Source organism: Micromonospora sp. NBC_00330, from assembly GCF_036136635.1.
Taxonomy (GTDB): Bacteria; Actinomycetota; Actinomycetes; order Mycobacteriales; family Micromonosporaceae; genus Micromonospora; species Micromonospora salmantinae.
This window is the reverse complement of the sequence record NZ_CP108012.1, coordinates 1303448-1326763: the sequence shown is the minus strand read 5'-3', so window position 1 is coordinate 1326763 and position 23316 is coordinate 1303448. Positions and strand designations below refer to the sequence as shown.

At 71.6% G+C, this 23316-nt stretch carries 21 protein-coding genes; 7 read left to right on the top strand and 14 right to left on the bottom strand.

Translation table 11 applies throughout. The features are described 5' to 3' along the window. The first annotated feature begins 228 nt into the window (after window positions 1-228). The 4 genes from OG598_RS05845 (at window position 229) to OG598_RS05830 (ending at window position 4221) form a co-directional block, all read left to right on the top strand. Complete coding sequence (locus OG598_RS05845) at window positions 229-1368, top strand: substrate-binding domain-containing protein (RefSeq protein WP_328653396.1); 1140 nt, start codon at window positions 229-231, stop codon at window positions 1366-1368. Between the two features lie 220 nt (window positions 1369-1588). After that, window positions 1589-2707, top strand: coding sequence for a hypothetical protein (locus OG598_RS05840; protein ID WP_328653395.1), 1119 nt, complete (start codon window positions 1589-1591; stop codon window positions 2705-2707). A 200-nt stretch (window positions 2708-2907) separates the two neighbouring features. Next, entirely contained in the window at window positions 2908-3516 is a 609-nt protein-coding gene (locus tag OG598_RS05835) for a response regulator transcription factor (RefSeq protein ID WP_145792724.1), read from the top strand. 120 nt (window positions 3517-3636) lie between these two features. Continuing rightward, window positions 3637-4221, top strand: coding sequence for a response regulator transcription factor (locus OG598_RS05830; protein ID WP_328653394.1), 585 nt, complete (start codon window positions 3637-3639; stop codon window positions 4219-4221). A 29-nt stretch (window positions 4222-4250) separates the two neighbouring features. Here OG598_RS05830 and OG598_RS05825 read toward each other — a convergent pair whose 3' ends face one another. The 5 genes from OG598_RS05825 to OG598_RS05805 all read right to left on the bottom strand — a co-directional run bounded on the left by OG598_RS05825 (window position 4251) and on the right by OG598_RS05805 (window position 11216). After that, window positions 4251-6020, bottom strand: a complete 1770-nt coding sequence (locus tag OG598_RS05825; RefSeq protein ID WP_328653393.1) for an ABC transporter ATP-binding protein — start codon at window positions 6018-6020, stop codon at window positions 4251-4253. Next, on the bottom strand, window positions 6017-7744 hold the full coding sequence (locus OG598_RS05820) for an ABC transporter ATP-binding protein (RefSeq protein WP_328653392.1): 1728 nt from the start codon (window positions 7742-7744) through the stop codon (window positions 6017-6019). The genes OG598_RS05825 and OG598_RS05820 overlap by 4 nt, the downstream gene beginning before the upstream one ends. A gap of 71 nt (window positions 7745-7815) precedes the next feature. Further along, complete coding sequence (locus OG598_RS05815; RefSeq protein ID WP_013734295.1) at window positions 7816-7935, bottom strand: SapB/AmfS family lanthipeptide; 120 nt, start codon at window positions 7933-7935, stop codon at window positions 7816-7818. Between the two features lie 5 nt (window positions 7936-7940). After that, the gene (gene lanKC / locus OG598_RS05810) at window positions 7941-10538 is read right to left on the bottom strand and encodes a class III lanthionine synthetase LanKC (protein WP_328653391.1); all 2598 of its coding nucleotides are present in this window, start codon (window positions 10536-10538) and stop codon (window positions 7941-7943) included. Window positions 10539-10670: 132 nt separating this feature from the next. After that, window positions 10671-11216: a carboxymuconolactone decarboxylase family protein gene (locus OG598_RS05805; RefSeq protein ID WP_328653390.1), complete on the bottom strand. Its 546-nt coding sequence runs from the start codon at window positions 11214-11216 to the stop codon at window positions 10671-10673. A gap of 468 nt (window positions 11217-11684) precedes the next feature. Here OG598_RS05805 and OG598_RS05800 point away from each other — a divergent pair, with 468 nt between their 5' ends. The 3 genes from OG598_RS05800 (at window position 11685) to OG598_RS05790 (ending at window position 14431) form a co-directional block, all read left to right on the top strand. Further along, a complete protein-coding gene (locus tag OG598_RS05800; RefSeq protein ID WP_328653389.1) occupies window positions 11685-12263 on the top strand; it encodes a hypothetical protein in 579 nt (192 codons plus the stop codon). A gap of 268 nt (window positions 12264-12531) precedes the next feature. Continuing rightward, window positions 12532-13137 carry a lytic polysaccharide monooxygenase auxiliary activity family 9 protein gene (locus OG598_RS05795; RefSeq protein ID WP_328653388.1) on the top strand — a complete coding sequence of 202 codons (606 nt, stop codon included), beginning with the start codon at window positions 12532-12534 and terminating at the stop codon, window positions 13135-13137. A gap of 361 nt (window positions 13138-13498) precedes the next feature. Beyond that, complete coding sequence (locus OG598_RS05790) at window positions 13499-14431, top strand: DUF4394 domain-containing protein (RefSeq protein WP_328653387.1); 933 nt, start codon at window positions 13499-13501, stop codon at window positions 14429-14431. Window positions 14432-14449: 18 nt separating this feature from the next. Here OG598_RS05790 and OG598_RS05785 read toward each other — a convergent pair whose 3' ends face one another. From OG598_RS05785 to OG598_RS05745, 9 genes are all read right to left on the bottom strand, one after another. Beyond that, on the bottom strand, window positions 14450-16105 hold the full coding sequence (locus tag OG598_RS05785; protein ID WP_328653386.1) for a serine/threonine-protein kinase: 1656 nt from the start codon (window positions 16103-16105) through the stop codon (window positions 14450-14452). Between the two features lie 119 nt (window positions 16106-16224). Further along, window positions 16225-16953 (bottom strand): anti-sigma factor, encoded by a 729-nt coding sequence (locus OG598_RS05780; protein WP_328653385.1) that lies wholly within the window; start codon window positions 16951-16953, stop codon window positions 16225-16227. Next, window positions 16950-17576: a sigma-70 family RNA polymerase sigma factor gene (locus OG598_RS05775; RefSeq protein ID WP_328653384.1), complete on the bottom strand. Its 627-nt coding sequence runs from the start codon at window positions 17574-17576 to the stop codon at window positions 16950-16952. The genes OG598_RS05780 and OG598_RS05775 overlap by 4 nt, the downstream gene beginning before the upstream one ends. Before the next feature lie 48 nt (window positions 17577-17624). Further along, on the bottom strand, window positions 17625-18314 hold the full coding sequence (locus OG598_RS05770) for a class F sortase (protein ID WP_328653383.1): 690 nt from the start codon (window positions 18312-18314) through the stop codon (window positions 17625-17627). A 13-nt stretch (window positions 18315-18327) separates the two neighbouring features. Next, window positions 18328-19116: a hypothetical protein gene (locus OG598_RS05765; RefSeq protein ID WP_328653382.1), complete on the bottom strand. Its 789-nt coding sequence runs from the start codon at window positions 19114-19116 to the stop codon at window positions 18328-18330. Window positions 19117-19252: 136 nt separating this feature from the next. Further along, the gene (locus OG598_RS05760) at window positions 19253-20776 is read right to left on the bottom strand and encodes a molybdopterin-dependent oxidoreductase (protein ID WP_328653381.1); all 1524 of its coding nucleotides are present in this window, start codon (window positions 20774-20776) and stop codon (window positions 19253-19255) included. Window positions 20777-20835: 59 nt separating this feature from the next. After that, window positions 20836-21465: a fasciclin domain-containing protein gene (locus tag OG598_RS05755; RefSeq protein WP_328653380.1), complete on the bottom strand. Its 630-nt coding sequence runs from the start codon at window positions 21463-21465 to the stop codon at window positions 20836-20838. Window positions 21466-21630: 165 nt separating this feature from the next. Continuing rightward, window positions 21631-22554, bottom strand: a complete 924-nt coding sequence (locus OG598_RS05750; protein WP_328653379.1) for a serine hydrolase — start codon at window positions 22552-22554, stop codon at window positions 21631-21633. Next, window positions 22547-23230, bottom strand: a complete 684-nt coding sequence (locus OG598_RS05745; RefSeq protein ID WP_328653378.1) for a hypothetical protein — start codon at window positions 23228-23230, stop codon at window positions 22547-22549. The genes OG598_RS05750 and OG598_RS05745 overlap by 8 nt, the downstream gene beginning before the upstream one ends. Between the last annotated feature and the right edge of the window lie 86 nt (window positions 23231-23316).

The following is a 23316-nucleotide window of genomic DNA, read 5'->3' as shown; positions in this document are numbered from 1 at the left end:
ATGGTCTTGACGCGCCAAGTGCTCTGATACGATCACAATCGTTCAGAGCCGCTCCATCAGTCCGAGGAGCCATGACCGACGCCACGGAGCACGACTCCTATGCTCTTCGTCGGATGGGGAGATCAGCCGACCCGGCTCGCGATCGACGTCACCGCGTTCGGCCCGGCCGGCGCGGTCGTCCGCACCATGCAAGAGCTTTCGCCGCACGAAGCGTTCCCCGGAGGTCCCATGACCAAGGACAGCCCCGTCGTCGCCACGACGGAGGCCCCCCGGGGGCCCCTTCAGGTCGCCCGCCGCCAGCAACTGTTGGCAGCCCTGCAACGCGACGGCTCGATGCGTGTCTCTGACCTGTCCCACGTGCTCGGCGCCGCGCCGGTCACCATCCGGCGCGACATCGCGGAGCTCGCCGCCGAAGGGCTGGTTCGCCGGGTCCACGGTGGGGTCGCCCTGATCCTGCCGGACGACGTCCCGGCAACCGACGAGCCACCCGCCGCAGGCCTGGACCGGCTGGTCGGGCGTGCCCTCGGCATGCTCGTGCCCTCCCTGGACTACTACTGGCCGGACGTGGCTCGCGGCGTCGAGAGCGCCGCCCGCGAGCTGGACATGCGCGTGGTTCTGCGCGGCTCCTCCTACGACAGTGAGGACGACCAGCCCCAACTGGCCCGCATGGTGGGGCGGATGGGCGTCGACGCGCTGATCATCGCGCCGAGCATGGACACACCGACCGCCGAGCGCACCATCGAGTGGCTCGACCAGATCGGCGTACCGGTCGTCCTGCTGGAACGCACCGCCACGGTAGGCAGCCACCACGCTGTCATGGAGTCGGTGGTCACCGACCACGCGCTCGGTGCGGCCATGGCGGTGCGTCACCTCACCTCGCTCGGACACCGCAAGGTCGGCCTCGTGCTCGACGCCAACAGCCCCACCAGCCAGCACGTGCGGCGCGGCTGGCTCGACGCCACGTCCGAATGCGGCCTCGACTCGGACGCGACGGTGGTGGCCGTGGCACCCGACGCACGGTCACCCGAGCGGGACACAGTGCTCAACGGCATCCTCGACCACTGCCAGGCGACTGGGACGACGGCGCTGCTGGTGCACGCCGACGCCGAGGCGATCGCGCTGGTGCAGCACTGCGAGGAGCGGCACCTGTCCGTACCCGGCGACCTCTCCATAGTGGCGTACGACGACGAGGTCGCCGGTCTCTTCAGCCCGCCGCTGACAGCGGTCCGACCACCGCGACGCTCGATCGGACGAGCCGCCGTGCGTCTCGTCGCCGACCGGCTCGCCGACCCCGACCGCCCCACCCACCGGGTCGTCATCAGCCCATCGCTGCGGATCCGGGGATCGACAGCGCCGCCACCCGCGTAGGTGCCTTCCCTGGTCCGGTCCGGGACGTTCGCCGATCAGGGAGCAGCTTCGCGGCGCGCATCGGGCCTCCACATCAGACCTGGTGCTGCCGCATCCCGCCGACGGGCGCGCTCCCACCGGATGCGGCTACGTGAGCGCATCGCTACTATGGGTCAGCAACCCAGAGGGAAGGGATCGTGCCCGCGTGCGAAGTCCCGTCAGCGGAACCCTGTCGGCATCTGTGCCGGACCGGTCCGCGCCGCTTGCGGCCGGCCGGCTGCGCAGGCTCGCCCGGCGGCTGGTGCTGATCGCGGTCGCCGTCGGGGCCGGTTTCCTCATGGCCACCCTGTTCCAGGGCCCGGCCGCCGCCGACGGGATGCGCAGCGGGTCCGGTGACGAGCCTCATCGGAGGATCGGCGCTCTGGTCGAGTCGGTCGCGCGGCTCGCTGTCGCCGAGCACCCCGACCAGGGCCGTCAACGAACGGCGACTACCGACGACCACCGCCCCGACAGGCCCCGTGCCCCCCTGGTGGTGCCCACCGGTCGGGTGGCCGCCCCCCGCGAGGATCCACAGTCGACGGCACCTCGGCGGATGTCGGGCGCGTCGCGGCTCGGTGCATCCGTCTCACCCGGCGCGGCGGAGCGCGAACGGCTTCGACCGGCCTCCGTGGTCCGCGCCGCTCATCGTTCGGCTCACCGGGCGGACCTGTCGCGGTCGGCCGCCCATCCACCGCGACAGCCGGCCACCGCCGCCCCCGACCCGTCGGCGGTGCGTACGCCGGCCGGTCCGCCCGTTGTCGGCCTGGTCACCGCTCCCCTGCCGTACGTCGTCGACATCGTGAGCACGGTGCCGATCAGGCCCGTCATCAAGGCGCTCCTCCGGGTCACCGATGCCGTTCTACCACCCGCTCTCTGCCCCGTGATCGTTCCGGCGGCGACACCTGCACGGCCCGATCCCCCGGTGCTCGGGCCGGCCGTTGTGCCGGTGACCGAGCGGGCCCCCGTACCGACAGTGCCGACGCCACCGGTGAATCCGGCGCCGGCCCCCGTACGCGTCGCAGCGCCGCCGGCCCCGGCCGCGCCACCGCCGATGTCCGTCGTCGGCCCCGCGCGTGCCACCGCCACGACGGGGCACCTCGCCGCACGCCCGGAACCGGTGGCCGCGCGGGGTGTGATCTCTGGCCAACCCGTCGCGCCCACCGACCAGGACGCCGCCGGCGTCGACAATGGATCGGCGCCCGGTCCGGGGCTGGTCCGGGCGCTCGACCGGCAGTCGCACCTCGGTGTTGGGCAACGCTGCGACCTCGTGCCGCTCCTGGTCGCGAGCCGAATTCCGTCTGCGATCGCCCGCCCCGGCTGAGGCGGGTCGACCGACCCCGGTGGCTGGCCCGAGCGGCCGCCTGTTCCACCCGCTGGTCGGTCGATCAGTGCCCGCGCCCGTCCTTGTGACGGTGCGGCGGGCCGATGCCCACCCGTCTGTAGCGCACGACCGCCCTGACCAACCCGTGGATGTTCCGGGATCGGTGGCCGTCGTGACGCGTACCGGAGATCGGAGAAAACGTGGTGATCCACGTTGTCGTCGCCGAGGACATGGGTTTGCTCCGCGGGGCGCTCTGCGCCGCGCTGTCACGCGAGGAGGACATGGAGGTGGTCGCCGACGTCGAGGGTGTCGGCGAACTGTTGACGGTGGTCCGGCGGTGCCGACCACAGGTGGTGGTGCTGGCACTGACACCGGAGCTGCCCGACCCGGTGGAGGTGGTCGCCCGCATCGACGTCGAGGCGCCGCACGCCGCCGTGCTGGCGATGAGCCCTCGGTGGAGCCCGGCACTGGTGGAGGCGGCGCTGGCAGCCGGCGCGCGCGGCCTTCTCGGGAAGGACAGCTCGCTGGCCGAGTTGGTGCGGGCGATCCGCGCGCTCGCGGCCGGAGAACGGGCGATCGACCCGGCCGCGGCGATCGCGGTGCTGAGCCCTCCGGAGATGCCGTTGACACCACGGGAGATGGACGTGCTGCGGATGGCGGCCGAGGGCCTGCCCCTGAAGGAGATCGCCGTACGCCTCTACCTGGCACACGGGACGGTGCGCAATCACCTGTCGGTAATCCTACGCAAGACCGGGGCTCGCAACCGGTTGGAGGCGGTGTCGCGCGCGCGGCGTAACGGCTGGCTGTGACAGTTTTGGGGGCGGGTCCGGAACTCCACCGGACCCGCCCCCGTCGCCGTGCGGCGCCACCGGTTGCGTGTTTGAATGTTGACGTTGTGTGATCGCCATCGCAGTGCGGGAAGGTTCATCGTGATCCGTACCCTGCTCGCCTTGGACGGCGCCCTGGTTCTGGGCGCGCTGTCGTTCGTCCTCGCCTCCGAGGAGGACATCCGTGTCGTGGCGGAGGTGGATCGCGGTGACGCGGTCTCCGCGGCCGTCCGCGCCCAACGCCCCGACGTGGTGGTGGCCGACCTCGACTTCGTCGAGGGAGTCGATCCCGACCGTCTCGGCCGGTGTCCCGTCCTGGTGCTGGCCCACCCGCATCGGGCCCGGCGGTTGCGGGGCATGTTGTGCCCGACCAGGGCGGTCGGCATCCTGCGCAGTGACGCCGCCCCCCAGCGGGTCATCGACGGGATCCGGCGGCTCGCCCGCCGGGAGCCCGTGCTCGACGCGGATCTCGTGGTCGCGGCGCTGCGCTCGGACGGCCCACTGACCAGCCGCGAGACGGAGGTGTTGAGGCTGACGGCCGCGGGTGCGCCGGTCGCGGAGGTGGCGGTGTCGCTCGGGCTCACCCGTGGCACCGTCCGCAACCATCTCGGGCGGATCGCCCGCAAGGTGGGCGCGCGTACCCGGGTGGAGGCCGTGCGGATGGCAGGCGAGGCGGGCTGGATCTGACCGGCGCCGTCGGCGTGGACGTGCGGGGTTCAGCCCTGCCGCGCCGACGCCGCCGGGGACGGCACCAGCGGGTCGTCCCAGCGGCCGACGAGCACCCGGTAGGTGGCCGAGCGGGCCATCAACTGTTCGTGCGTCCCCACCACGGGCTCGTCGCCGTCGAGGACCAGCACCCGTGCGGCCCGCAGCGCCGAACTGATCCGGTGCGCGATCACCACGAGGGTGCCGGGCCGCCGGGCGAAGGCGGCCTCGACAGTCGCTTCCAGTGCCGGGTCCAGGTGGCAGGTCGCCTCGTCGAGGATCACCAGCGGGGCGGGTGCCAGCCAGGCCCGGACCGCCGCGATGAGCTGCCGCTCGCCGGCGGAGAGCAGGGCCGGCGCGACCGGCGCGTCCAGGCCGCCCAGGCGGGTCGCCAGGGGACGCGCGCCGAGCGCGTCGAGGGCGACCTCGAGGGTGTCATCGTCGGCGTCCGGCCGGAGGTAGCGGACGTTGTCGGCGAGGCTGCCGGTGAAGACGTACGCCTCCTGGGGGACCAGCACTCGCATCCGGGCGAGAACCGCCGGCTCGATCTCGGCGACCCTCGTGCCGGCCAGGTGGACAGTGCCCGCCTGCGTCGGCACCAGACCGGCCATCAGGGCGGCCAGTGTGGACTTGCCCGCACCGCTCGGGCCCACCACTGCGAGATGGTCCCGGTCGGCCAGTGTCAGCGAGAAGTTCTGCAGGACGGGCCGGGCGTGCGGGCCGTAGCCGAAGGTCAGTCCCCGGACCTCGAGGGCTGGCGGGCGACCGGCGGGTGGCCGGCAGCGGGGCACCCGGGCGGCGACGGCTGGCGGGCGCTGGTCGTCGGAGACCGGACAGGTGCGCAGGATGTTCTCCAGGGTGACCGCGTAGCGGAGCCCGCCGCCGCCGAGGCCCTGCACCAGGGTGTGCAGGGCGGGTTGCAGCCCGGTGGAGACGTAGACCAGCGCGCCCAGCACCGCGCCGGCGGTGAGACCCCGCTCTACCAGCCACGGGGCGGCCACCATCAGCACCAGCAGCGGCAACCAGCCGCCGATGCCGAGGCTGAGGCTGCGGATCGCCGCCATCCGGGCGAGCATGCGTTCGGCGGCGGCCTGCGCCGACACCCAGCGGGCCACCTCCGCCGTCACGCGTATCTGTGCGCCGCAGGCCAGCACGTCGCGGTGACCGGCCAGCGCGGTCGCCGCCGCCTGGCCGAGCTGCTCACCGGCCCGGACGTAGGCGCGCTGGTGCGTGACCATCGCCGGCAGCGCGGCGAGGAACACGACCAGACCGGCGACCAGCGGCGTGACCGCCAGCGCCGCCACCACCGGCGCCAGGGCGAGCAGGCCGAGCAGGGCCGCGCCAGCGGAGAAGAGGAAACCGCGGGTGACCATCAGCAGACCGGCGAAGGTGTCGCGGACGATCTCCATCTGGTGGGTCAGCCGGGTCACCGCGACGCTGTCCGGGCGGCCACCCGCCCGGGTGGCGTCGCGTAGCGCGCCCCGGATCACCTGGGCGGCCACCTCGTCGCGGAACGGCTCGACCACGGCGCCGAGGCTCCGGTACGTCCGACCGGTGGCCGCCGCGCCGACCAGTACGGCCACGGCGAGGACCCCCAACCAGGCCAGGCCGTTGAGCAGACGTCCGGCCAGAAAGCCCTCGTCGACGGCGCGGGCGACCAGGTAGCCGGCGAGCAGCGCGGGCAGCGACTCGACGAGCGACCAGCCGCCGAGCCCGGCGAGTTCCCGCCGACGGGCCCGCAGCGCCCGCCAGGTCACCCGGCGTACGCCGGGACGGTTCACGATCCACCGCCGGCCGGCTGGAAGACGGCACGGTAGTCCGGGTCGGCCCACAGGTGCCGGTGCGGCGCCAGGCCGCGCAGCCGACCGCCGTCCAGCCAGGCGACGAGGTCGGCCGCCGCAGCCGCCGCGGTCCGGTGGGTGACCACCAGTCGGGTACGCCCCCCGGCGCGTCCGAGAACCGCCTCGGTGATCCGGTGTTCGGTAGCGGTGTCGAGGCTGGACGTCGCGTCGTCAAGGATGAGCAGCCGTTCGGCGGCGAACGCGCGGGCCAGGCCGAGACGTTGGGTCTCACCCCCGGACAGCGGTGTGTCCACCAGCGGGGTGCGGTAACCGCCGGGCAGACGCTCGATCACGTCGGCGACCGCCGCCATCCGGGCCGCCCGCAGAACCGCCGGCGTGGCCGGGCTCCGATCGGCCGGCGGCTCCGCCGAGTCGACAGGCAGCGCCAAGCCGATCGCGTCGTGGACGGTCGCGCCGATCAGCACCGGCCGGTCGAAGGCGTAGCCGACGGCCCGGCGCAGCGCCACCGCGTCGAGGTCCCGCAGCGGCACCCCGTCCAGTCGCACCTCACCGCCGTCGGGGTCGTACAACCGTCCCGCCACGGCCGCCAGGGTCGACTTGCCGGCACCGGAGGCTCCGACGACGGCCACTGTCGCGCCGGCCGGCACGTCCAGGTCGACACCGTCGAGGATGGGCCGGCCGTCGTCGGCGTACACGCACACCCCGCGCAGTCGCAGGGCGCCGCCGCCGGGTGGAAGGGGCCGATCGCCGGCCGGCGTGGCGGGCTGCGTCAGCAGCTCGGCGACCCGGTGTGCTCCCGCGCGGCTGCGGACCAGGTGGTTCAGGGTGGCGAGCACCGCACCGAGCCCGGCGCCCATGGCCGCGTACCGGACCGCGGCGACCAGTTCACCCGGCGTGAGCCAGCCTGCGGTCAGGGCGTACCCGCCGACCGCGATGACGCTCAGGTTCAGCAGCGGCGCCACGGCCGCGGTGCGCGCACTCGCCCGGGCCAGCAGTCCCCAGGTACGCCGGCCGTGCCGGTCCAGCTCCGGTAGGGCCGCCAGCACCCGGTCCTCCTCGCGGCCTGTGGTGCCGGCGGCGGCGATGGTCCGGGCACCGGTCAGCGACTCCAACAGTCGGCCGGCGATGGCGCCGAGCACCCGCTGGTACCCGGCGGTCGCGGCCGAGGCGTCGGCCACGAAGGCGCGCATGAGGACGGCGAGCAGGCCGAGACCGGCGAGCACTGTGAGACCGAGGACCGGTTCCATGATGGCGAGCGCGACAACGCTGCCCAACGGCGGAAGCACCGCCACGATGGCCAGGACCACGGCGTTGCCGGCCTGCCCCGCGTCGGCGGCCTGGCCGACCAACCGGCCGACGAGATCACCCACCGGGTGCCGGCGGGTGACGCGGACGTCCACGGCGAACAGGTGACGCAGTAGGCGCCGGCGCAGCCCGGCGGTGGCACGCGCCGCACCGAACCCGCTGGCCAGGTCCGTCACTGTGTCGACGCAGATGAGGACGACGACCAGGGCGCAGGCGGACATCGCCCACCAGCCGGAGCCGCCGTCGAGGGCGGCGTCGACGGCGCGGCCGAGGGCCGCGGGTAGCAACAGTTCGGCGGCCGCGCCGATCAGCGCGACCGCCGCGAGTCCGGCGGTCCAGCCGCCGCCCGCCAGGACCGTCTGCCGTAGCAGCCTGTCCCCCACGGCGAACGTTGGCATCGGTCCTCCCGTTGGACGCGGTTGCCCTGGGTGGGCACGTCTACCCACCCAGGGCCCCACGTGTGCGTGGATCAGTTGCAGGTCGTGACGGAGAGCGAGCTGTCGCCGCAGAGCAGCAGGCTCGCCCGGCTGCCGCCACCGGTGCGGTCGGCCGGAGCCATCTCCAGGCCCTGGAGGTCCAGAAGTGCCATGTCGTTCACCTCCCTTCCTTCCGTTCGCCGATCAGGTCGCCCCCGCTGTCGCGGGGGAGTCTCTTCGCGCCCGGCAGGGGCGCGAGGAAGGGCAGCGCCGGCGGCTGGTCGTGCTCCGCGCTGGCGAGCGCGTACAGCACGCCGGCCGTGCCGGTGCCGAAGTCCATGGAGAGCCGCAGCAACTGCTCGCCGGGGAATGCGATCCCGTCCCGGTACGGCAGCGCGTGCCAGGCCAGCCGATCCACCTGCGCGCGAAGTTCGCGGCGGTCGGCGTCGTCGGTCGAGGCGGCGAGGTAGGCGATGATGCCGGCCCGGCCGGCGAAGAGCCCGGACTGTGCGTAGAACGGTGAGCGTGCCGCCCGGCGGACCCCCGCGCTCGCCTCGGCGAACCGGTCGTCGGCCCGGTGGCGCAGGTACTGGTCGAGGACCAGCCCGATGCCGACGCTGCCGTGGGCCAGGTAGGGCATGGTGCGCCAGCCCTCGTTGACCTCCAGGGCACCGTCCGGACGCAGCACACACCGGCGCAGATCCTGACGCAGCGCCGTGGCGGCGTGCCCCAACAGCTCGTCGTCGCCGCTGAGCTCGTAGAGCCGCAACAGCATCAGCGCCGGTCCGGTCCGGCCCCGCAACAGCCCGGCGTACGGGTTACGTCCGCCGCTGACGTCCGGGCCCGGGTCCTCGGCCAGTTGCCCGATCACACGCTCGGCGGCCCGCCACGCGGCGTCGCGCAACGACACCTCCCCGGTGCGCGCGGCCATCTCGGCCAGGTTGAGCGCGATCCCGGACAGTCCGCTGGCCAGGCTGTGGTCGAGCCCGTCCAGGGGTTCCCGCAGGCAGATGTCGAGAACGTCCAGCGCGTCCTGCCGGCGTCCGAGGTGGACGAGTGCGTACGCGACGCCGTGCAACCCGTCGTAGAAGCCGCAGCGGGTGCCGGACGGGGGCGCTGTCGCCCGCCGCACCAGCCAGTCTTCGTGTTCGGGCCACCGGCCGGCACCGCTCTTGTCGAGCGCGTACAGCACCCCCGCCGCCCCGTGGGCGAGGTTGAGGCCGCCGCTGCGGAACTGCTCGATGTCACCGGGAAAGAGCCGGTCGTCGCGCTCGGGGGTGGCGCTGGCCACGATCGCCGTCGTCAGCCGCTCCCGCACGGTGCGCCAGTCGTCGGCGCCGAGATTCCCTCGTGGGTCCGCTGTGACGCGCGGCGCACCGGTGATCTCCTGGACCGCCGGATCGAGGAAGGACCTCGGCACCGGGAAGTTCGCGGCGATGATGTCGGCCAGGTGGGTCACCTTCGCCGGGGCGAGCCGGACCAGCTGGGTCAGTGGCAGGAACAGCGCCAACCGCAGGCACGCCAGGGCGTACCGGTCGACGGCCGGCCCGCTGCGGTCTCTCGGTGCCGCGAAGCCCTGGTTGCGCAGCCCGGGTCGGCGGTGCCCGGCGATCGGGGCGGCCACCTCGAAGTCGACAAGGGCGACCCGGTCGTCCGGCCGGATCATGATGTTGAACAGGTGCAGGTCCCCGTAGACCAGGCCGCGCTCGTGGATCGCCGCCACGACGGCTTCGACCTGCTCGTAGGTCTGGCGTGCCCACCGGGCGTACGCCGCCCGGTCGCCGTCGGTCGCGTCGGCGTCGATCAGCGGGTACCTGTCGACAAGCACCTTGTTCAGCGGTCGGCCCTCGATGAACTCGAGCGCGAGGAACCGGTGCTCGCCGAGGGCGAACTCGTCGTGTACCCGAGGCACCTGCGGCAGGTCGGCGAGTTGCCGCAGGGCATCCGCCTCGCGGGCCAGCCGGGCGACGGCGTCGGTGCCGTCGGCGTCCAGGCCGGCGTGCGGTCGGGCCTCCTTCAGCACCACAGCGGTGTCGGTCCGCAGGTCCCTGCCCACGTACAGCCCGCCGCCGTTCGAGAAGTGGATCACCCGCTCGATCCGGTACGGCACCTGGTCGGTGCTGGTGCCGCTCCGTGCGGCCAGGTGCGGGCCGAGGAAGTCGGGCAGAGTGACCCAGGACGGTACGTGGAAGACGGGTTCCCGCCGGTCCGGCACCAGCGTGCCACCGTCGTCCTCGATCGCCGGCACCACCTGACCGTCGGGCGAGTGGCAGTAGCGGGCGGCGAAGCCGCCGTAGCGCACGTGGACCGGGCCGGCGCCGTAGCGGAGGTCACTGAGGATGTACGGCCCGGTCTCGCCGGTCAGCAGTTCGTCGAGTTCCTTGCAGGCCAGCTCCAGCTCGGCGTCGTCGTGCGGATAGACAGTGATGAACTTGCCGCTGGCGGCCCGGGCGGCGTACTTGGAGTTGCGCAGCAGCAGCGTGCGCGGCCCGCGCAGGAACTTGAAGGACAGGCCGCGGGGGACGCAGTAGTTCCATACCGCGTCCAGCACCCGTTCGGCGTTCGCCAGACCCGCCGACACGTGAATCTTCCAGCCCTGCTGCGGCAGCGAGCCTCCGTCGGGCGCGTAGATCAGCCAGTCGTCGAGCGGCTCGCGGCGCCAGCCGGTCGGCGTCGGCCGCTCGGCGGCCGGGAAGACGGGCTGTGCCACGGCGCTGCCGAGCGAGTCGTAGAACAGCGGATCCGCGGCGCAGTAGCTGTCGTAGCGTTCGTCCACCGTCTCGCCGCCCCTCGAACTCGGCCGGCTGTTGTTCCGGCGTTGAATCGAGTCTCATCGACGGGACGAGTGGGCTCCAGTGCGCTTAGTCACGAGGTTCGATGCGGGGTGCACAGGTACTCATGACATTAGTCAGGCCCGCGCACCGTAGACGGCGGCGCCCATCGGCTTGTCGACGTCCAGGTCCGTTACCGCGGCGACCCGGGCGATCATCATGTACTGCCCGATCACCATCAGGAGTTCGACCACCTCGCGCGGGGAGAGCAGCCCGGTCAGTGCGGTGGTGGTGTCGTCGGGAGGGCGGACGTCGCGGACGACATCGGTGGTGAAACGCAGGACGATCCGCTGGTCTGACGTGAAGCAGTCGTCCCCGATCTCGTCGCGCCCGAGCGCGTGGATCATCTCTTCGGTGGCGCCGACGGAGCGGGCGATGGGCTCGTGCTGAGCCCACTCGTATCTGACGTCGCTCAACTGGGCGACTCGCAGGATGGCGATCTCGCGGAGCAGTGGGTCGAGGGCCAGGTCCTTGAGCAGCGTGCCGCCCCAGCGCATCCAGTCCGGAAACGCCGTCTCGGCATGGGACATGACGCGGAAGAAGCTCAGGGGAAGTGCGGCCTGCAGAGCGTCGCGGACCGGCGCCGGGGCCTCGGCCGGGTTCACATATGGCAAGCGGCTCATGTTTCCCCTTAGAAGCGGCAAATCGGGTGCCACGGACCATATCCGATCCTGGTTGCGCTCGCTGCGGATCCGTTCGGGGAGACCAGCGGCGGTGCGGCGATGAGCACTCGTGTGCGACGACGGCGCGGGTGGCCGGGTCAAATCCACGCTGATGCCCGTCGATGTTGCCAGAGCCGGCCCAGACGTGTTGGAATGGCTGATATCGCCGCAGCGCGGGGGCAACCGCGCTGGGAACGGCCAGCACGGGAGCATCGCAGCGCCGGCAGCGCGCCACCTTGGCGGGCGCTCGCCTGGCGGATCGCCGGGCCATCTCTACGACGACGGGCGCCTCGCCGGGCAGTCATTCTCGCCCGCCGTAGGTAACCCCCGGCACGTCCCCCAACGGCTGACGCGCTCGACGCCCGACCCGCCGGGGGCGTCCGATTCGGCCTGCCAGCACCAGAACCGGCGACGAGGTGAGAAGCAATCATGATTTCCCGAGAGAACTTCGCGGGTTGGTACCGGAACCGCTTCGTGTGGGTGGCGGTGATCCTGCTGGTGGTGTCGGCCGGCGCGCTCGTACTGGTCAACCGGACCGGTTCGGAGGCGAAGCCGGCGGATCTGCAGTCGCAGATCATTGCCCGGATGCGCACCACGCTCGAACAGGCGGACCCGGGGCAGCACAACCACGCCGGACACGGCGCCCAGCAGGCGGCCACCACGCAGAAGCCGGCAGTGATCTGCGGGGTCCGGGTCTACGGCTACGAGCCGACCGAGGCCACCGCGCTCGCCGACGTGCAGACGGTCTACGGCTTCCACCTCTGCGGTGTCGCCGAGCAGAAGCGCCCCTGGGATGTGGCGGTCAAACTGGCCGGCCCCGTGATCATGGACATGTCCACCCAGCCTCCGGGCATCCAGGTGGTCGAGGCGACCGCGGAGGTCATGTTCACCGACCGGGTGCGGCAGATGCTCCCGCCCAAGTACGCGGACCTGGCGCTCAAGGAGGCGCTGACCGAGTCGGAGATGGCCGACCAGCGCAGACGGTACGACGCCGCAGCCGGCCTGTGACCATGCCGGACGGCCGGTGGCGTGGTCGTCATCCGAACCCGGATCCGAACCGGGCGGCTGCGGACACCCCGGTCAGCTCGATCCAGATCCGACCATAGATCGATAAACATTGATATCTGGCCCGATAGATGCAACAGTTGGTTTGGGAGCGTTCCCATTCAGATCTGTAGTCCCGAAGAGCGGAGGATGAACAGTGCGTTCACTCAAGTCCGATCGATCCGGCGGACGATCCCGGTCACCAGTCCGTCGGTCGCTGCGAGCATTCGTCATGGTGTTCGCCATCGTGGCCGGCATGTTGCCCTTCACCGGGGCAGCCCAGGCCCACGGCACCATCATCAACCCGATGAGTCGCGCCTACCAGTGCTGGAAGACCTGGGGCAGTCAGCACATGAACCCCGCCATGCAGCAGCAGGACCCCATGTGTTGGCGGGCGTTCCAGGCAAACCCCGACACCATGTGGAACTGGATGAGCCAGCTGCGTGATGGCCTCGGCGGCCAGTACCAGGCCCGCACCCCGGACGGGCAACTGTGCAGCAACGCCCTGTCCAGGAACGACAGCGTGAACCAGCCCGGGGCGTGGAAGACGACCAACGTCAGCCGCAACCTGACGGTCCAGCTGTACGACCAGGCCAGCCACGGCGCTGACTACTTCCAGGTCTACGTCACCAAACAGGGGTTCAACCCATCCACCCAGAAGCTCGGGTGGGGCAACCTCGACCTGATCACGACGACCGGGCGCTACGCGCCGGCGCAGAACATCTCGTTCAACGTCTCGCTCCCGTCGCGCAGCGGGAACCACATCCTGTTCGTGCTCTGGAGGGCGTCGCACCTGGACCAGACCTACATGTGGTGCAGCGACATCAACGTCACCTGATCAGCGGCACCAACAGCTACAGAACTGTTCCGGCTCAGGGCGTTCGCGCCCTGAGCCGGATCGTTCTTCCGGTCCGGCCCTCAATCCGCCCCCGCCCGCTGGTGATTCACCGGTCATGGTGCCGAGTTGGCTGACGCCGTCGAAGTTCGTGGATTCGCCGTGTCGGGTGTGGTCGATCGCCGCACATCGACCGCGCTGTGCAGAAGGTGCGAAAGTTGAAGGAAAGGCCGAATCCCGACAGATGCTGCGGATCGCCTCTACATAGGCTCTGAGCAGGGAATTCATCCCTGCACCGTCGCCGCAACGGCGTCGGATTCCGCCGAGGAGTCCGTCGGTGCATCTGATCAAGGAAGTGCCTCTCATGCACCGTACGCTTCGCCGAGGGCTGCTCGTAGCCGCCACGATGATGGTCGCCAGCATCGGGATCACCGCGACGCCAGTAACCGCCGCCCCACCAAGCCAGAGCACAGCGAGCCTCCCGGCGCGCGGCCTGCCCTCGTTGGGCACTGGGACCTGCACCCTGCTGTGGGACCTGCTGAACGCCGGAGGCCGTAACGGGCTCGTCGCCATCGGTCTCACCGCCAACCAACAGCTGATCAAGTTCGCCGCCGACCGCCCCGCCCTGGCCTGCACCATCGGCACGGTCGACCTGCCCGGCAGCGAAGCGCTCATCGGCATCGACTTTCGCGTCCAGGACGGAAGTCTCTACGGCGTCGGCAACACCGGCGGCGTCTACGCGCTGAACACGCGCACCGCGGCGGCCACGAAGATCAGCCAACTGACCGTCGCGTTGAACGGCACGTCGTTCGGCGTCGATTTCAACCCCGCCGCCGACCGACTCCGGATCATCAGCGACACCGGCCAGAACCTGCGCCACAACATCAACCCCGGCGGCACGACACTTGTCGACGGCCCTCTCACCTATCCGCCCAGCACCGCCGCCGTCGGTGTCACCGGTGCGGCGTACACCAACAACGACCTCAACCCCGCCACCGCCACCACACTGTTCGACATCGACACCACCCTCGACCAGGTTGCCCTGCAATCTCCCGCCAACTCCGGGCAACTGGTGGCCACCGGCGCACTGGGGGTCAACGCGAACCTCAACGCTGGCTTCGACATCCACAGCCCGCTCAGTGGAGACCGCGCCGTGGCGAACAACGCCTACGCCGTACTCAACGGCATCGCCGGCTCCCGGCTGTACCGGGTCGACCTGCTCACCGGCGCGGCTCAGACGACCGGCGTGTTCAACGGGCACGTGGTCCTCGATCTCGCTTTGCTCCTGCGGCAGTGACCATCGGTGGAGGCCGCGTCAGTCGAGGCGGATGCTGGCGAGGGCTAGTCGTTGGAAGGGCTCGGTCTCGTTCCACCGGCTGTCCCGGGTGATCCAGGACAGGCTGTAAGCGCGGGTCCTGCTCTCGTTGACCAGCAGCCGGCGGGCGTGCAGCCGCACCCCGCCGGCCTGGTCGCAGGTGTACTCCCACTCCGCCGCGCCACCCGGGCGGATGACCGGCCCGATACTGATCTTCTGGTAGCCGGCCAGCGCCCCGGCGGTCAGCGCGTCGCGCTCGACGGCCTCCCACCGCTTCGACGGTACGGAGGACGCTGTGGCGGCGGGGTCGACGGCGATGGCCCGCACCTCGGCGGGGTCGCGGAAGCACACCAGTGCGCCCTCGGTGTGCCGGGTCCATCCCTCGGGCACCGCCAGCAGAAAGCCGGCGGGGTCCTGGTGCCACGCCCACCCGCTCGGCAGGGCGTACGGCAGCGGCGCGCCGGGCTCCCGCAGAGGCTCGGCCTCACTGGCGGCGGCATCGTCCAGGCACGGGTGGGCCGGCGGTGCCGCCACTGTCGACTCCACCACGCCGGCCGCCGCACCGCCTGGTTCGGCCGCCGGAGGGCTGCCCTGGCCGCGCCAACCGCCGATCACGGCGCCGGTTGCCGTGACGACGACGGCCACGACCCCCAACAGGCCCACCACGGCGCCAGCGAACGCCCAGCCGGTCGTCCGATCGCGGGCGGTCGGTGCCAGGACCGGAATGACCATTGTGGTGATCGCGTCCGGTGTGGTGAGAATTGTCGGCGTGACGGCCGGGGGCCGACGTCGCGACGTGGCGCGCACACGCGGCCAGCGGCGCGCTCGCGGCACCGGCACGGGCGTCACCGCCGCCACCTGCTCCAACTGGTCACGGGCCTCCGGCGCGGAGAGGCGTTGGCGGGGGTTGCGCAGCAGGAGACCGGTGATCGCGGGTTCGAGCGACGCGACGGTCATCCGGTCCGGCGCCTCGGTGGCCAGGGCGGCGAGCATGGCCAGTGTCGACGGCCGACTCCACGGGGGGCGGCCCTCCGCGGCCAGGTAGAGCGTCGCGCCGAGGGCCCACAGGTCGGTGGCGGCGGTGACCCTCCCGTCGCGGGCACGCTCCGGTGCGGTGTACTGGACCGTCGACAGGCTCGCCGCGGTGACGGTCGCCGGATCCCGGCTGTCGAAGATCGACAGACCGAAGCCGCCGAGCATGACCCGCCCATCATCGGCGAGCAGCACGTTCTGCGGCCGGACCTCCCGATGCGTCACTCCCCTCGCGTGGGCGGCACTCAGTGCGGCGATCAGGTGCAGGCCGACCCGCGCCACCTCGGCCGGTGCCAGCGGACCGTCGCTGGCAACCACCTCGGACAGGGACCGGGAGGGCACGTGCTCCATGACGAGCCACAGATATCCGTCGGTGCTCAGCACGTCCCACATCCCGAGCACGCCAGGATGATCCAGACCGGCCAGGCCGCGTACCTCCGCGAGCGTGCTGTCCCGCAGCCGGGACCGTTCGGCGTCGCTCACCCATCCCGGCAGGGCGATCTGCTGGAGCGCGACCTGCCGGTCGAGCACCTCGTCGCGTGCCAGCCAGATTCGTCCCGGGGTTGCGGTGTCCCCGGTCAGCAGGAGCCTGCGGTACCGGCCGGCGAGCAACTCGTCATCCATGCGAGTGATTCGGAGCGGTCCGCCGCCCGGATGGGTCGGGTGACCAGAAGCACCAGGGCTCGGGCGGCGGACCGGGCCGGGCCGGCCGCCGGTGTGACGGCAGCCGGCCCGGCCCGGTCTCAGCTCAGCGCGACCGTACCTACGATCCGCGTGGGGGTGGCCGAGCCGCCGACGGGCTCGTTGGACACCCCGAACGTGCCCGCCTCGCCGACCGGGCCGATGACAGTGGTCGACGCCCTGTCCCCCTCGGCGAGCTGCCCCACCTTGCGGGGCTCACTACCACGGATGAGCCAGAGCTCGTAGATCCGCCCGGCACCGGGCGCGGGCAGGTCGCGCAGCAGCACCACACCCCTGTCGCGGTCACGGGAGACCACCACTGTGGCGGCACCACCGGGCGACAGCGACCGCTCGAACACCCGGGCGTCCGGGGCGTCCAGGACGGCGGCGATCTGCCGGGCCCGGTCGCTGCTGGCCTGCTCGTCGCTGATCCGATCGTTGCTGACGGTCCAGGTGACCGCGCTCGCGCCACCGGCGACGAGGACGGCTGCGGCGGCGGCCACGGCGAGCTGTCGCCACCTGCCTGCCTTCCGTCCGCCGCTGGCGCCCGAGGCGCTGACGCGCAACTGCGGGGTCCGGGCCGCCTGGGCGAGGGTCCGCTCCCGCAGACCCGGCGGGGTCGCCTCGATGACGGTGTCGTCGGCGAGGCGTGCGACGGTCTCCCGCAACTCGGCCACCTCGACCCGGCACGGCTCGCACTCGGCCAGGTGCCGCTCGAACGCAGCCCTCTCGACGTCGTCGACCGCGTCCAGGACGTACGCGCCAGCGAGGGTGTGAACATCGGCGCTCATGCCCGTCCCTCCATCTCGATGCCCAGGCAGTCGCGCATCCGGATCAGTCCGTCGCGCATCCGCGTCTTCACCGTCGGCAGCGGCGTCTGCAACTTCTCGGCGACCTCTCGGTACGTGTGACCGCCGTAGTAGGCCAGGGTCACCGACTCCCGCTGCACCGGCGTCAACCGGCCCAGGCACCGGCGGACCTGCTCACGCTCCAACCGGGCGGTGACATCCTCGACCACCTCGTCGTAGGGGACGTGTGTCTCGGTGGCGGCTACCTGCTGGGTGCGGTTGGTGTGGGCCTGTTCGGAGCGCACCCGGTCCACCGCCCGGCGGTGCGCCATGGTCAGGATCCACGCCGAGGCGGAGCCGCGGCCCGCGTCGAAGCGGCCGGCCGTGCGCCACACCTCGACCATCACCTCCTGCGTCACCTCCTCTGCCTGCGCCGGATCGCGTACGACCCGCCGGGCCATCCCGAGGACCCGGCCGGCCATGGCGTCGTACAGCGTGGCGAACGCCGCCTCGTCGCCCCGTGCCACCCGCGGCAGCAGCTCGTCGGCGTTCGGCGGGGTCGCGTTGTCCGGTGGCACCGAACGCAACCGCCGCCCCTGTTCCGGGTCACCGCTCATTCTCGGCATGTCCTTTCCTGCTGCTGGTGGCGGCTCGGTGTGCCGTCGCACTCGTGTCTAGGCGGGATGAGCGTGGGCGAGGCGCGCGTAGACGATGACATTGTCGCGGTAGTGCTGGGTGCTGTCGTCGAACTCGCCGCCGCAGGTGATCAGGCGTAGCGCCGCGTGGTCGGTCGCCCCGTACACCTCGGCGGTGGGGAAGCGGTCCTTGGGATGCTGCTCGACCTTGGTGACGGTGAACATCGCGGTGCTGCCGTCCTGACGGTCGACGGTGATCTCGGCGCCGACGGGCAGCTTGCCCAGCTCGAAGAACGTCCCGCGGCGACCCTTCCAGTTGACGTGCCCGGCCAGCACGGCCGGGCCGAGAGCACCGGGCGTCGGCGCCTTGGTGAACCAGCCCACGTCGGTGGCGCTGTCGGGAACCTGCATCGCACCGTCCGCCTGTAGGCCGAGGGCGACGATGGCGGCGGTCGCCTTCAGCGACGGGATCGACACCCGCGTCGGCGGTGAGCCGACCATCAGCGGTCCCGAGGTCAACTCACCCGGCCCGGTCGCCTGGGCAGGCGACGCGTTCGCGGCCGGTGCGGCGGCGGACGCGTCGGGTCGGGGTGGGTCCCCGCCCCGGTCGGCGACTGCGACACCGATCGTCAGGGCCACCGTCACGGTGAGGATGCCGGCCGTCGCCAGGAGCGCGTGGCGCCCCCGGCGACGGCCGGCCGGCACTGGTGCCTCGCCAGTGTCCGTCACGATCGCCGCCGGCTCAGCGCTCGCCGGCGAGCCGGCGTCGCGCGACGACCGCACCGGCGACGCCGAGCAACGCGAGGCCACCCACGGCGTAGATCATCATCGGCGATCCGCCGGAGGTGCTGCCGTCGCCGGTGGCGACACCCCCAGCCGGTACGGAGCCGGCGGCCGCGCCGCTGACCATGCCGCACGTCGCGGGGTCGGTGGCCTCCGCGGGGATGCCGTTGACGCCCACGGACTTGGCGAACGTCGACTCCCCGAGCGCCTCCATGTCGTACTTGCCGTTCTTGTTGGCGTCGATGCCGTGCTGCACGAGGTGCAGGTCCTTCAGGTGCGCGATCGTGCCCTGGGGCAGGTCCGCGGCGGGGATGGTGCGCTCGTACCTGAGGTTGCCCTTCGCGTCGGCCGTCGGCATCCGGTCCACCGCCAGGCCGCTGGCCTTTGTCGTGTCTCCGGTGGTGGTCAACGAAATGAAGATGTCCCCGTACATCTTGAGGCCCTCTTCGGTGCTGACGTAGCCGTTGCCGTTGGCGTCGGCGGACTTGTCCGGGCAGTGGAAGTCCATGCCGTTCGCCGCGCCGTGCACGTGCTGGGCGTGCGGCGAGTTCGGCGTCATGCCCTTCGACCGGATCATGACCTTCAGGTCACCGCCGCTCGTGGCAGTCAAGGTGGCGGTGCCGGTGGCGCCGGTCTCGTTGAGGTCCTGCAACTGGACCTGCACGCTCTCGTCGGCCTGCGCGACGCCCGGAAACGCGAGGACCAGCGCGGCCGCGGGCACGGCGAGCAGGGCTCGGGACAATCTCACAACAAATCTCCGTCTCCGCCGGGGTACGGCGTCGATGCTCAGGTGCTGTCGTGAGGGATTCGTCGCCTCCCGTCCACCGGATTGGTCCCGGCCCGGATTCTTTTCGGCCCGGACGGCGCCCGTCGGGCGCACCAGCTCAGGTGATGGTGACGGTGGTGCTGTGCCAGCCGGTCGCGCCGTCCGGGAAGGGCGCGGCCCGTTCGTCGGTCTGGGTGGCGCCGGTGGCATCGGTGGCCCGTACGCGCACTGTGTGGCTGCCGGAGGTGGCGTCCCAGCGGTAGGTCCACTGCCGCCACAGGTCCGGTGATGGGCCGTCGGCGAGGCGGGCCTGCCGCCACGGCCCGTCGTCGATCTGCACCTCGACGGCGGTGATCCCGCGACGTTGCGCCCAGGCGACACCGGCGATCATGACCGGGCCAACGCGCCGTTGGGCGAAGGGTTTCGGGGTGTCGATGCGGGATGCGGTCTTGACGGGTGCCTCGGCGGCCCACCCGCGCTGCACCCAGTAAGGGTCGAACCCGTCGAAGGTGGTCACCCGCATGGAGGTGAGCCACTTGCAGGCGCCGACGTAGCCGTACAGACCGGGGACGAGCATGCGGACGGGAAAACCGTGCTCCAGGGGCAGGGGTTCGCCGTTCATGGCCACGGCCAACAGCGCGTCGCGGCCGTCGAGGATCGCCTCGAGCGGGGTGCCGATGGTCATGCCCTCCACGGAACGGCTGACGAGCTGGTTCTGCCCGGCGCGGATGCCCGCCTCGCGGAGCAGCGGCGCCAGGGGGACCCCCGTCCAACGGGCGGTGCCGATGTAGGGGCCGCCGACCTCGTTGGAGACGCAGTTGAGGGTGATGTCGCGCTCCACCAGGTCACGGGCGAGCAGGTCGTCGAACGTCCAGGTACGGGGCCGTTCGACCGCCCCAGCCAGGGTCAGCCGCCAGGTTTCCACGTCGACCTGCGGAACGGTGAGGGCGGTGTCGACCCGGTAGAAGTCCCGGTTGGGGGTGAGAAACGCCGAGACCCCGTCCACGCCAACCGCGACGCCGCCGGGTAGCGGCGGCGCAGGTCGCGCCGGCGGCGGTATGCGAACGGCGGCTCGGGAACGGGCGCCTGCGGCGCTGCGGCGACCGACAGCCTGGCCGATGGTTGCCGTGGCGCCGGCGGTGACCGCTGCTCCCGCCGCCGTGGCCAGAAACTGGCGGCGGTTGAGCAGCCGCGGCCGATCCGAGCCAGGAACCGGGACCGTCCCAGCGGCGCGCGCCACCACCAGCATCGCTGCTGTCCCGATGCCCGCGCCCGCGAGTACCGGCAGGACGTCCACGAGTGTCGCCGTCGGGCGGGAGAGGGCGGCGGCGACACCGACGGCAGCGAACGCGGCAAGGCCCGCCAGACCGTATCGGCGTCGTCGTAACGTCGCCGCGCCGAGCAGGACCGCGCTCAGGGCCAGCAGGGTGTAGACGCCGACGAGGAGTGCGATCTTGTCGTTGGTGCCGAAGGTGCGGATGGCGAATGCCTTGACCGGTTGCGGTGCCAGGTCGACGGCGACGCTGCCGACTGCCAGCACCGGGTCGGCGGCCGGATCGACCAGCGCCGCGACGAGGTGAGCCACGCCGAGGGTGACCCCGGCGCTCAGCACGCCAATGACGAGGCCGCGGGCCGCGGTCATGCTTCGGGACGGCCCCGACCGGCGAGTCGCCGGCCGGGGCTCGATGGTGGTGGACACCCTCAGCTCTTGGGCATCAGAACGCTGTCAACGATGTACACGGTGGCGTTGGCCGTCGAGACGTTCCCGCAGACCACCATCGAGGCGCCGTTGACGGTGAAGGACGTGCCACTACCGGTCACCGTGACGTCGTCGCCCTGCAAGGTCTTGTGGGTGCCGGCCAGGGTGTCCGGGGACAGCTGGGTCGGCACCACGTGGTAGGTGAGGATCTTCTTCAGCATGGCGTCGTCGGCCAGAACCTTGTCCAGATCGGCCTTCGGGATCTTGGCGAACGCGTCGTTTGTCGGCGCGAACACCGTGACGCCCTGCGCGCCGTTGAGCGAGTCCACCAGGTTGGCCTTCTTCACCGCCGTCACCAGCGTCGACAACAGCGGATTGCCGGACGCGGCGGTGGCCACCGGCACCTTCGCCATCGCCTCGAAACTGCCCGGGTTGGACGGATCGGTCGGCACTGCCGCGCACCCCGAGCCGAACTGACCAGCCATCATCGTCGACGGCGAGGCCGAAGCCATCGGTGCGCTGGCGGACGTGCTCGGCGTGCCGCTGGCGGTGTCCTCGCTGTCGGTACCGCCGCAGGCGGAAAGGGCCAGCACGGCGATTACGCCGACCGTGGCAAACAGGCGCCGCTTCATACGAACTCCTCAGATGCTTGTACTCGATTGCTGCTGTCATGAGGCATTCGAGGCCGACCCGCAGACGGATGGGTACAAGATCGGGAATTGTTTGCTGCCGACGATGACGAGCGCCCGGCCGGGCAGGTCAACCGACCCCCCGGTCGGCCTGAGCGGACGTGAGGCCTACCCCTGCGACGGGCCGTCGCCCGCTGTGGCGGCGCGCAGCTCCTTGAGCACGTACGTGGCGGCCTTCTCGACGACGCGGATGCCCTCTTTCTGGCTCACGTGATGGTCGGAGAGCACTGCGATCAGCCAGTCATGACGGGCCTCGACGATCCGTCCGATGCTGTTGACCAGCCAGCGGCCCCCGTCGACGTCAGCGGTGTCCCAGCCGTTCTTGACGTACTCGGAAGAACTGCCCGGCTCCCGCGCGGCGGTGACTCCCCATCGCTGCTCGGGGATCACCTTCTTCATGAGGCCCATGACGAAGGTCCGGTCCTGCGGGGTCAGCGGTCCCGTCGGTGACGTCAGCGCGGTCAGCAGACGGAGCTGGTCGGCGACAGTTGTCGTGGTGAGTCCCCAGTGCGAGTTGGGCTTCGTCTCCCGTAGGCCGAGCGCGCGATTCGCGGCGGTGAGGCCGCGCGAGCCCTCGATCCGCTGCCACAGGGCCACCGCCGCGTCGTTGTCACTGGACACGATCATGGCCTCGGCCAACCGCCGGGTCTCAGAACCCAGGGCCTTGCCCGGCGGGTTCTGACGCAGCAGAAGGGCCGCGAGGATGTTGACCTTGACGATGCTGGCGGTCTCGAACCGTTTGGCGCCGACCGTCACCGCAGCCGGTCCCTGTCGATCCAGTGCCGCGACCGCCAGGTGGCCGTCGTACCGCTGCACGTAGGCCTTGATGCGGGTTCTCGCCTGGTCGATCCGGTCGATGGCCGGCGTCGTGGGGATCGGACTGGCAGGGGATGAACCGTGCGATGGTCCGGCTCCGTCGCCGTCGCGACCGTGCGTGGCACCGAAGGCGGCCGTCGCGACGCCGGCCAGCGACGTGGTGACCGCGGAGATGACCCAGCGTCGCGGCAGCTGCCGCCCTTTCCGCTCAGCCAAGGCGGGCCACCGCCCTCGCCGCGATCTCGTCCACGACGACCTGGCTGCCCGGATCGGGCAGGCGGACCGTCGAGACCGTCTCGCCTCGTTTCACCATCACGAAGTACGTGACCGTGTTCGGGGTGTCCGCATGCGCGATACGACCTCGAATGAGCATCCCGGTGCCCCCCAGGTAGTGCGGGTCGACGACGTCGAACGAGACCTGCGACCCGAGAACCGGGTAGCTCGCGCACCGCAGGAGGACCTGACGGACGTCATAGACGTTCCGCTCGGCCCATCCAGGTTCGTACGTCTCCACGACGTGGTGGGCCGGCGACGACCCGTCCGACGGCCGGTAGTAGCGCTCCACGGCAGCGCTCCGATGCGACTTGGCCGGGTAGTCGCCGCTCTTGTAGTGGGGGCAGCTGTCCTGCTCCCACGGCCAGGGCGCCAGACCGGTTCGCGCTGCGTCCTCGTGCCAGTCCGCTCCCAGATCGCCCGCCACCAACAGCGGGCTCGGGGTGCCCCGTTCCGCGTTCGCGGTGTGCAGCTCGTCGGGGCCGACACCGGACTCCCCCCGATGGCATCCTGCGGCCATCACCATCAACGCCGACAGGACCGCCGGTACGAGCGCGACCGCACCTCGGCCGCTGCCGCGAATCCGGCCTCGGCTCGTCCTGCTGCTCGATACGGACACCGAAAACCTCCCCCAGACGCAGATACTTGCCACCGCAAGTGGCGCTTCAGCCGACGACGCGTGGCGGCACGCTCGTCGCCGCGGCA

What these genes read in the sequence shown, in the direction of transcription:
- OG598_RS05785 (WP_328653386.1), bottom strand. Translation starts at nt 16,105, where the DNA reads ATGGATGACGAGTTGCTCGCCGGCCGGTACCGCAGGCTCCTGCTGACC.
- OG598_RS05795 (WP_328653388.1), top strand. Translation starts at nt 12,532, where the DNA reads ATGGTGTTCGCCATCGTGGCCGGCATGTTGCCCTTCACCGGGGCAGCC.
- OG598_RS05845 (WP_328653396.1), top strand. Translation starts at nt 229, where the DNA reads ATGACCAAGGACAGCCCCGTCGTCGCCACGACGGAGGCCCCCCGGGGG.
- OG598_RS05760 (WP_328653381.1), bottom strand. Translation starts at nt 20,776, where the DNA reads ATGACCGCGGCCCGCGGCCTCGTCATTGGCGTGCTGAGCGCCGGGGTC.
- OG598_RS05800 (WP_328653389.1), top strand. Translation starts at nt 11,685, where the DNA reads ATGATTTCCCGAGAGAACTTCGCGGGTTGGTACCGGAACCGCTTCGTG.
- OG598_RS05820 (WP_328653392.1), bottom strand. Translation starts at nt 7,744, where the DNA reads ATGCCAACGTTCGCCGTGGGGGACAGGCTGCTACGGCAGACGGTCCTG.
- OG598_RS05805 (WP_328653390.1), bottom strand. Translation starts at nt 11,216, where the DNA reads ATGAGCCGCTTGCCATATGTGAACCCGGCCGAGGCCCCGGCGCCGGTC.
- OG598_RS05755 (WP_328653380.1), bottom strand. Translation starts at nt 21,465, where the DNA reads ATGAAGCGGCGCCTGTTTGCCACGGTCGGCGTAATCGCCGTGCTGGCC.
- OG598_RS05815 (WP_013734295.1), bottom strand. Translation starts at nt 7,935, where the DNA reads ATGGCACTTCTGGACCTCCAGGGCCTGGAGATGGCTCCGGCCGACCGC.
- OG598_RS05775 (WP_328653384.1), bottom strand. Translation starts at nt 17,576, where the DNA reads ATGCCGAGAATGAGCGGTGACCCGGAACAGGGGCGGCGGTTGCGTTCG.
- OG598_RS05780 (WP_328653385.1), bottom strand. Translation starts at nt 16,953, where the DNA reads ATGAGCGCCGATGTTCACACCCTCGCTGGCGCGTACGTCCTGGACGCG.
- OG598_RS05790 (WP_328653387.1), top strand. Translation starts at nt 13,499, where the DNA reads ATGCACCGTACGCTTCGCCGAGGGCTGCTCGTAGCCGCCACGATGATG.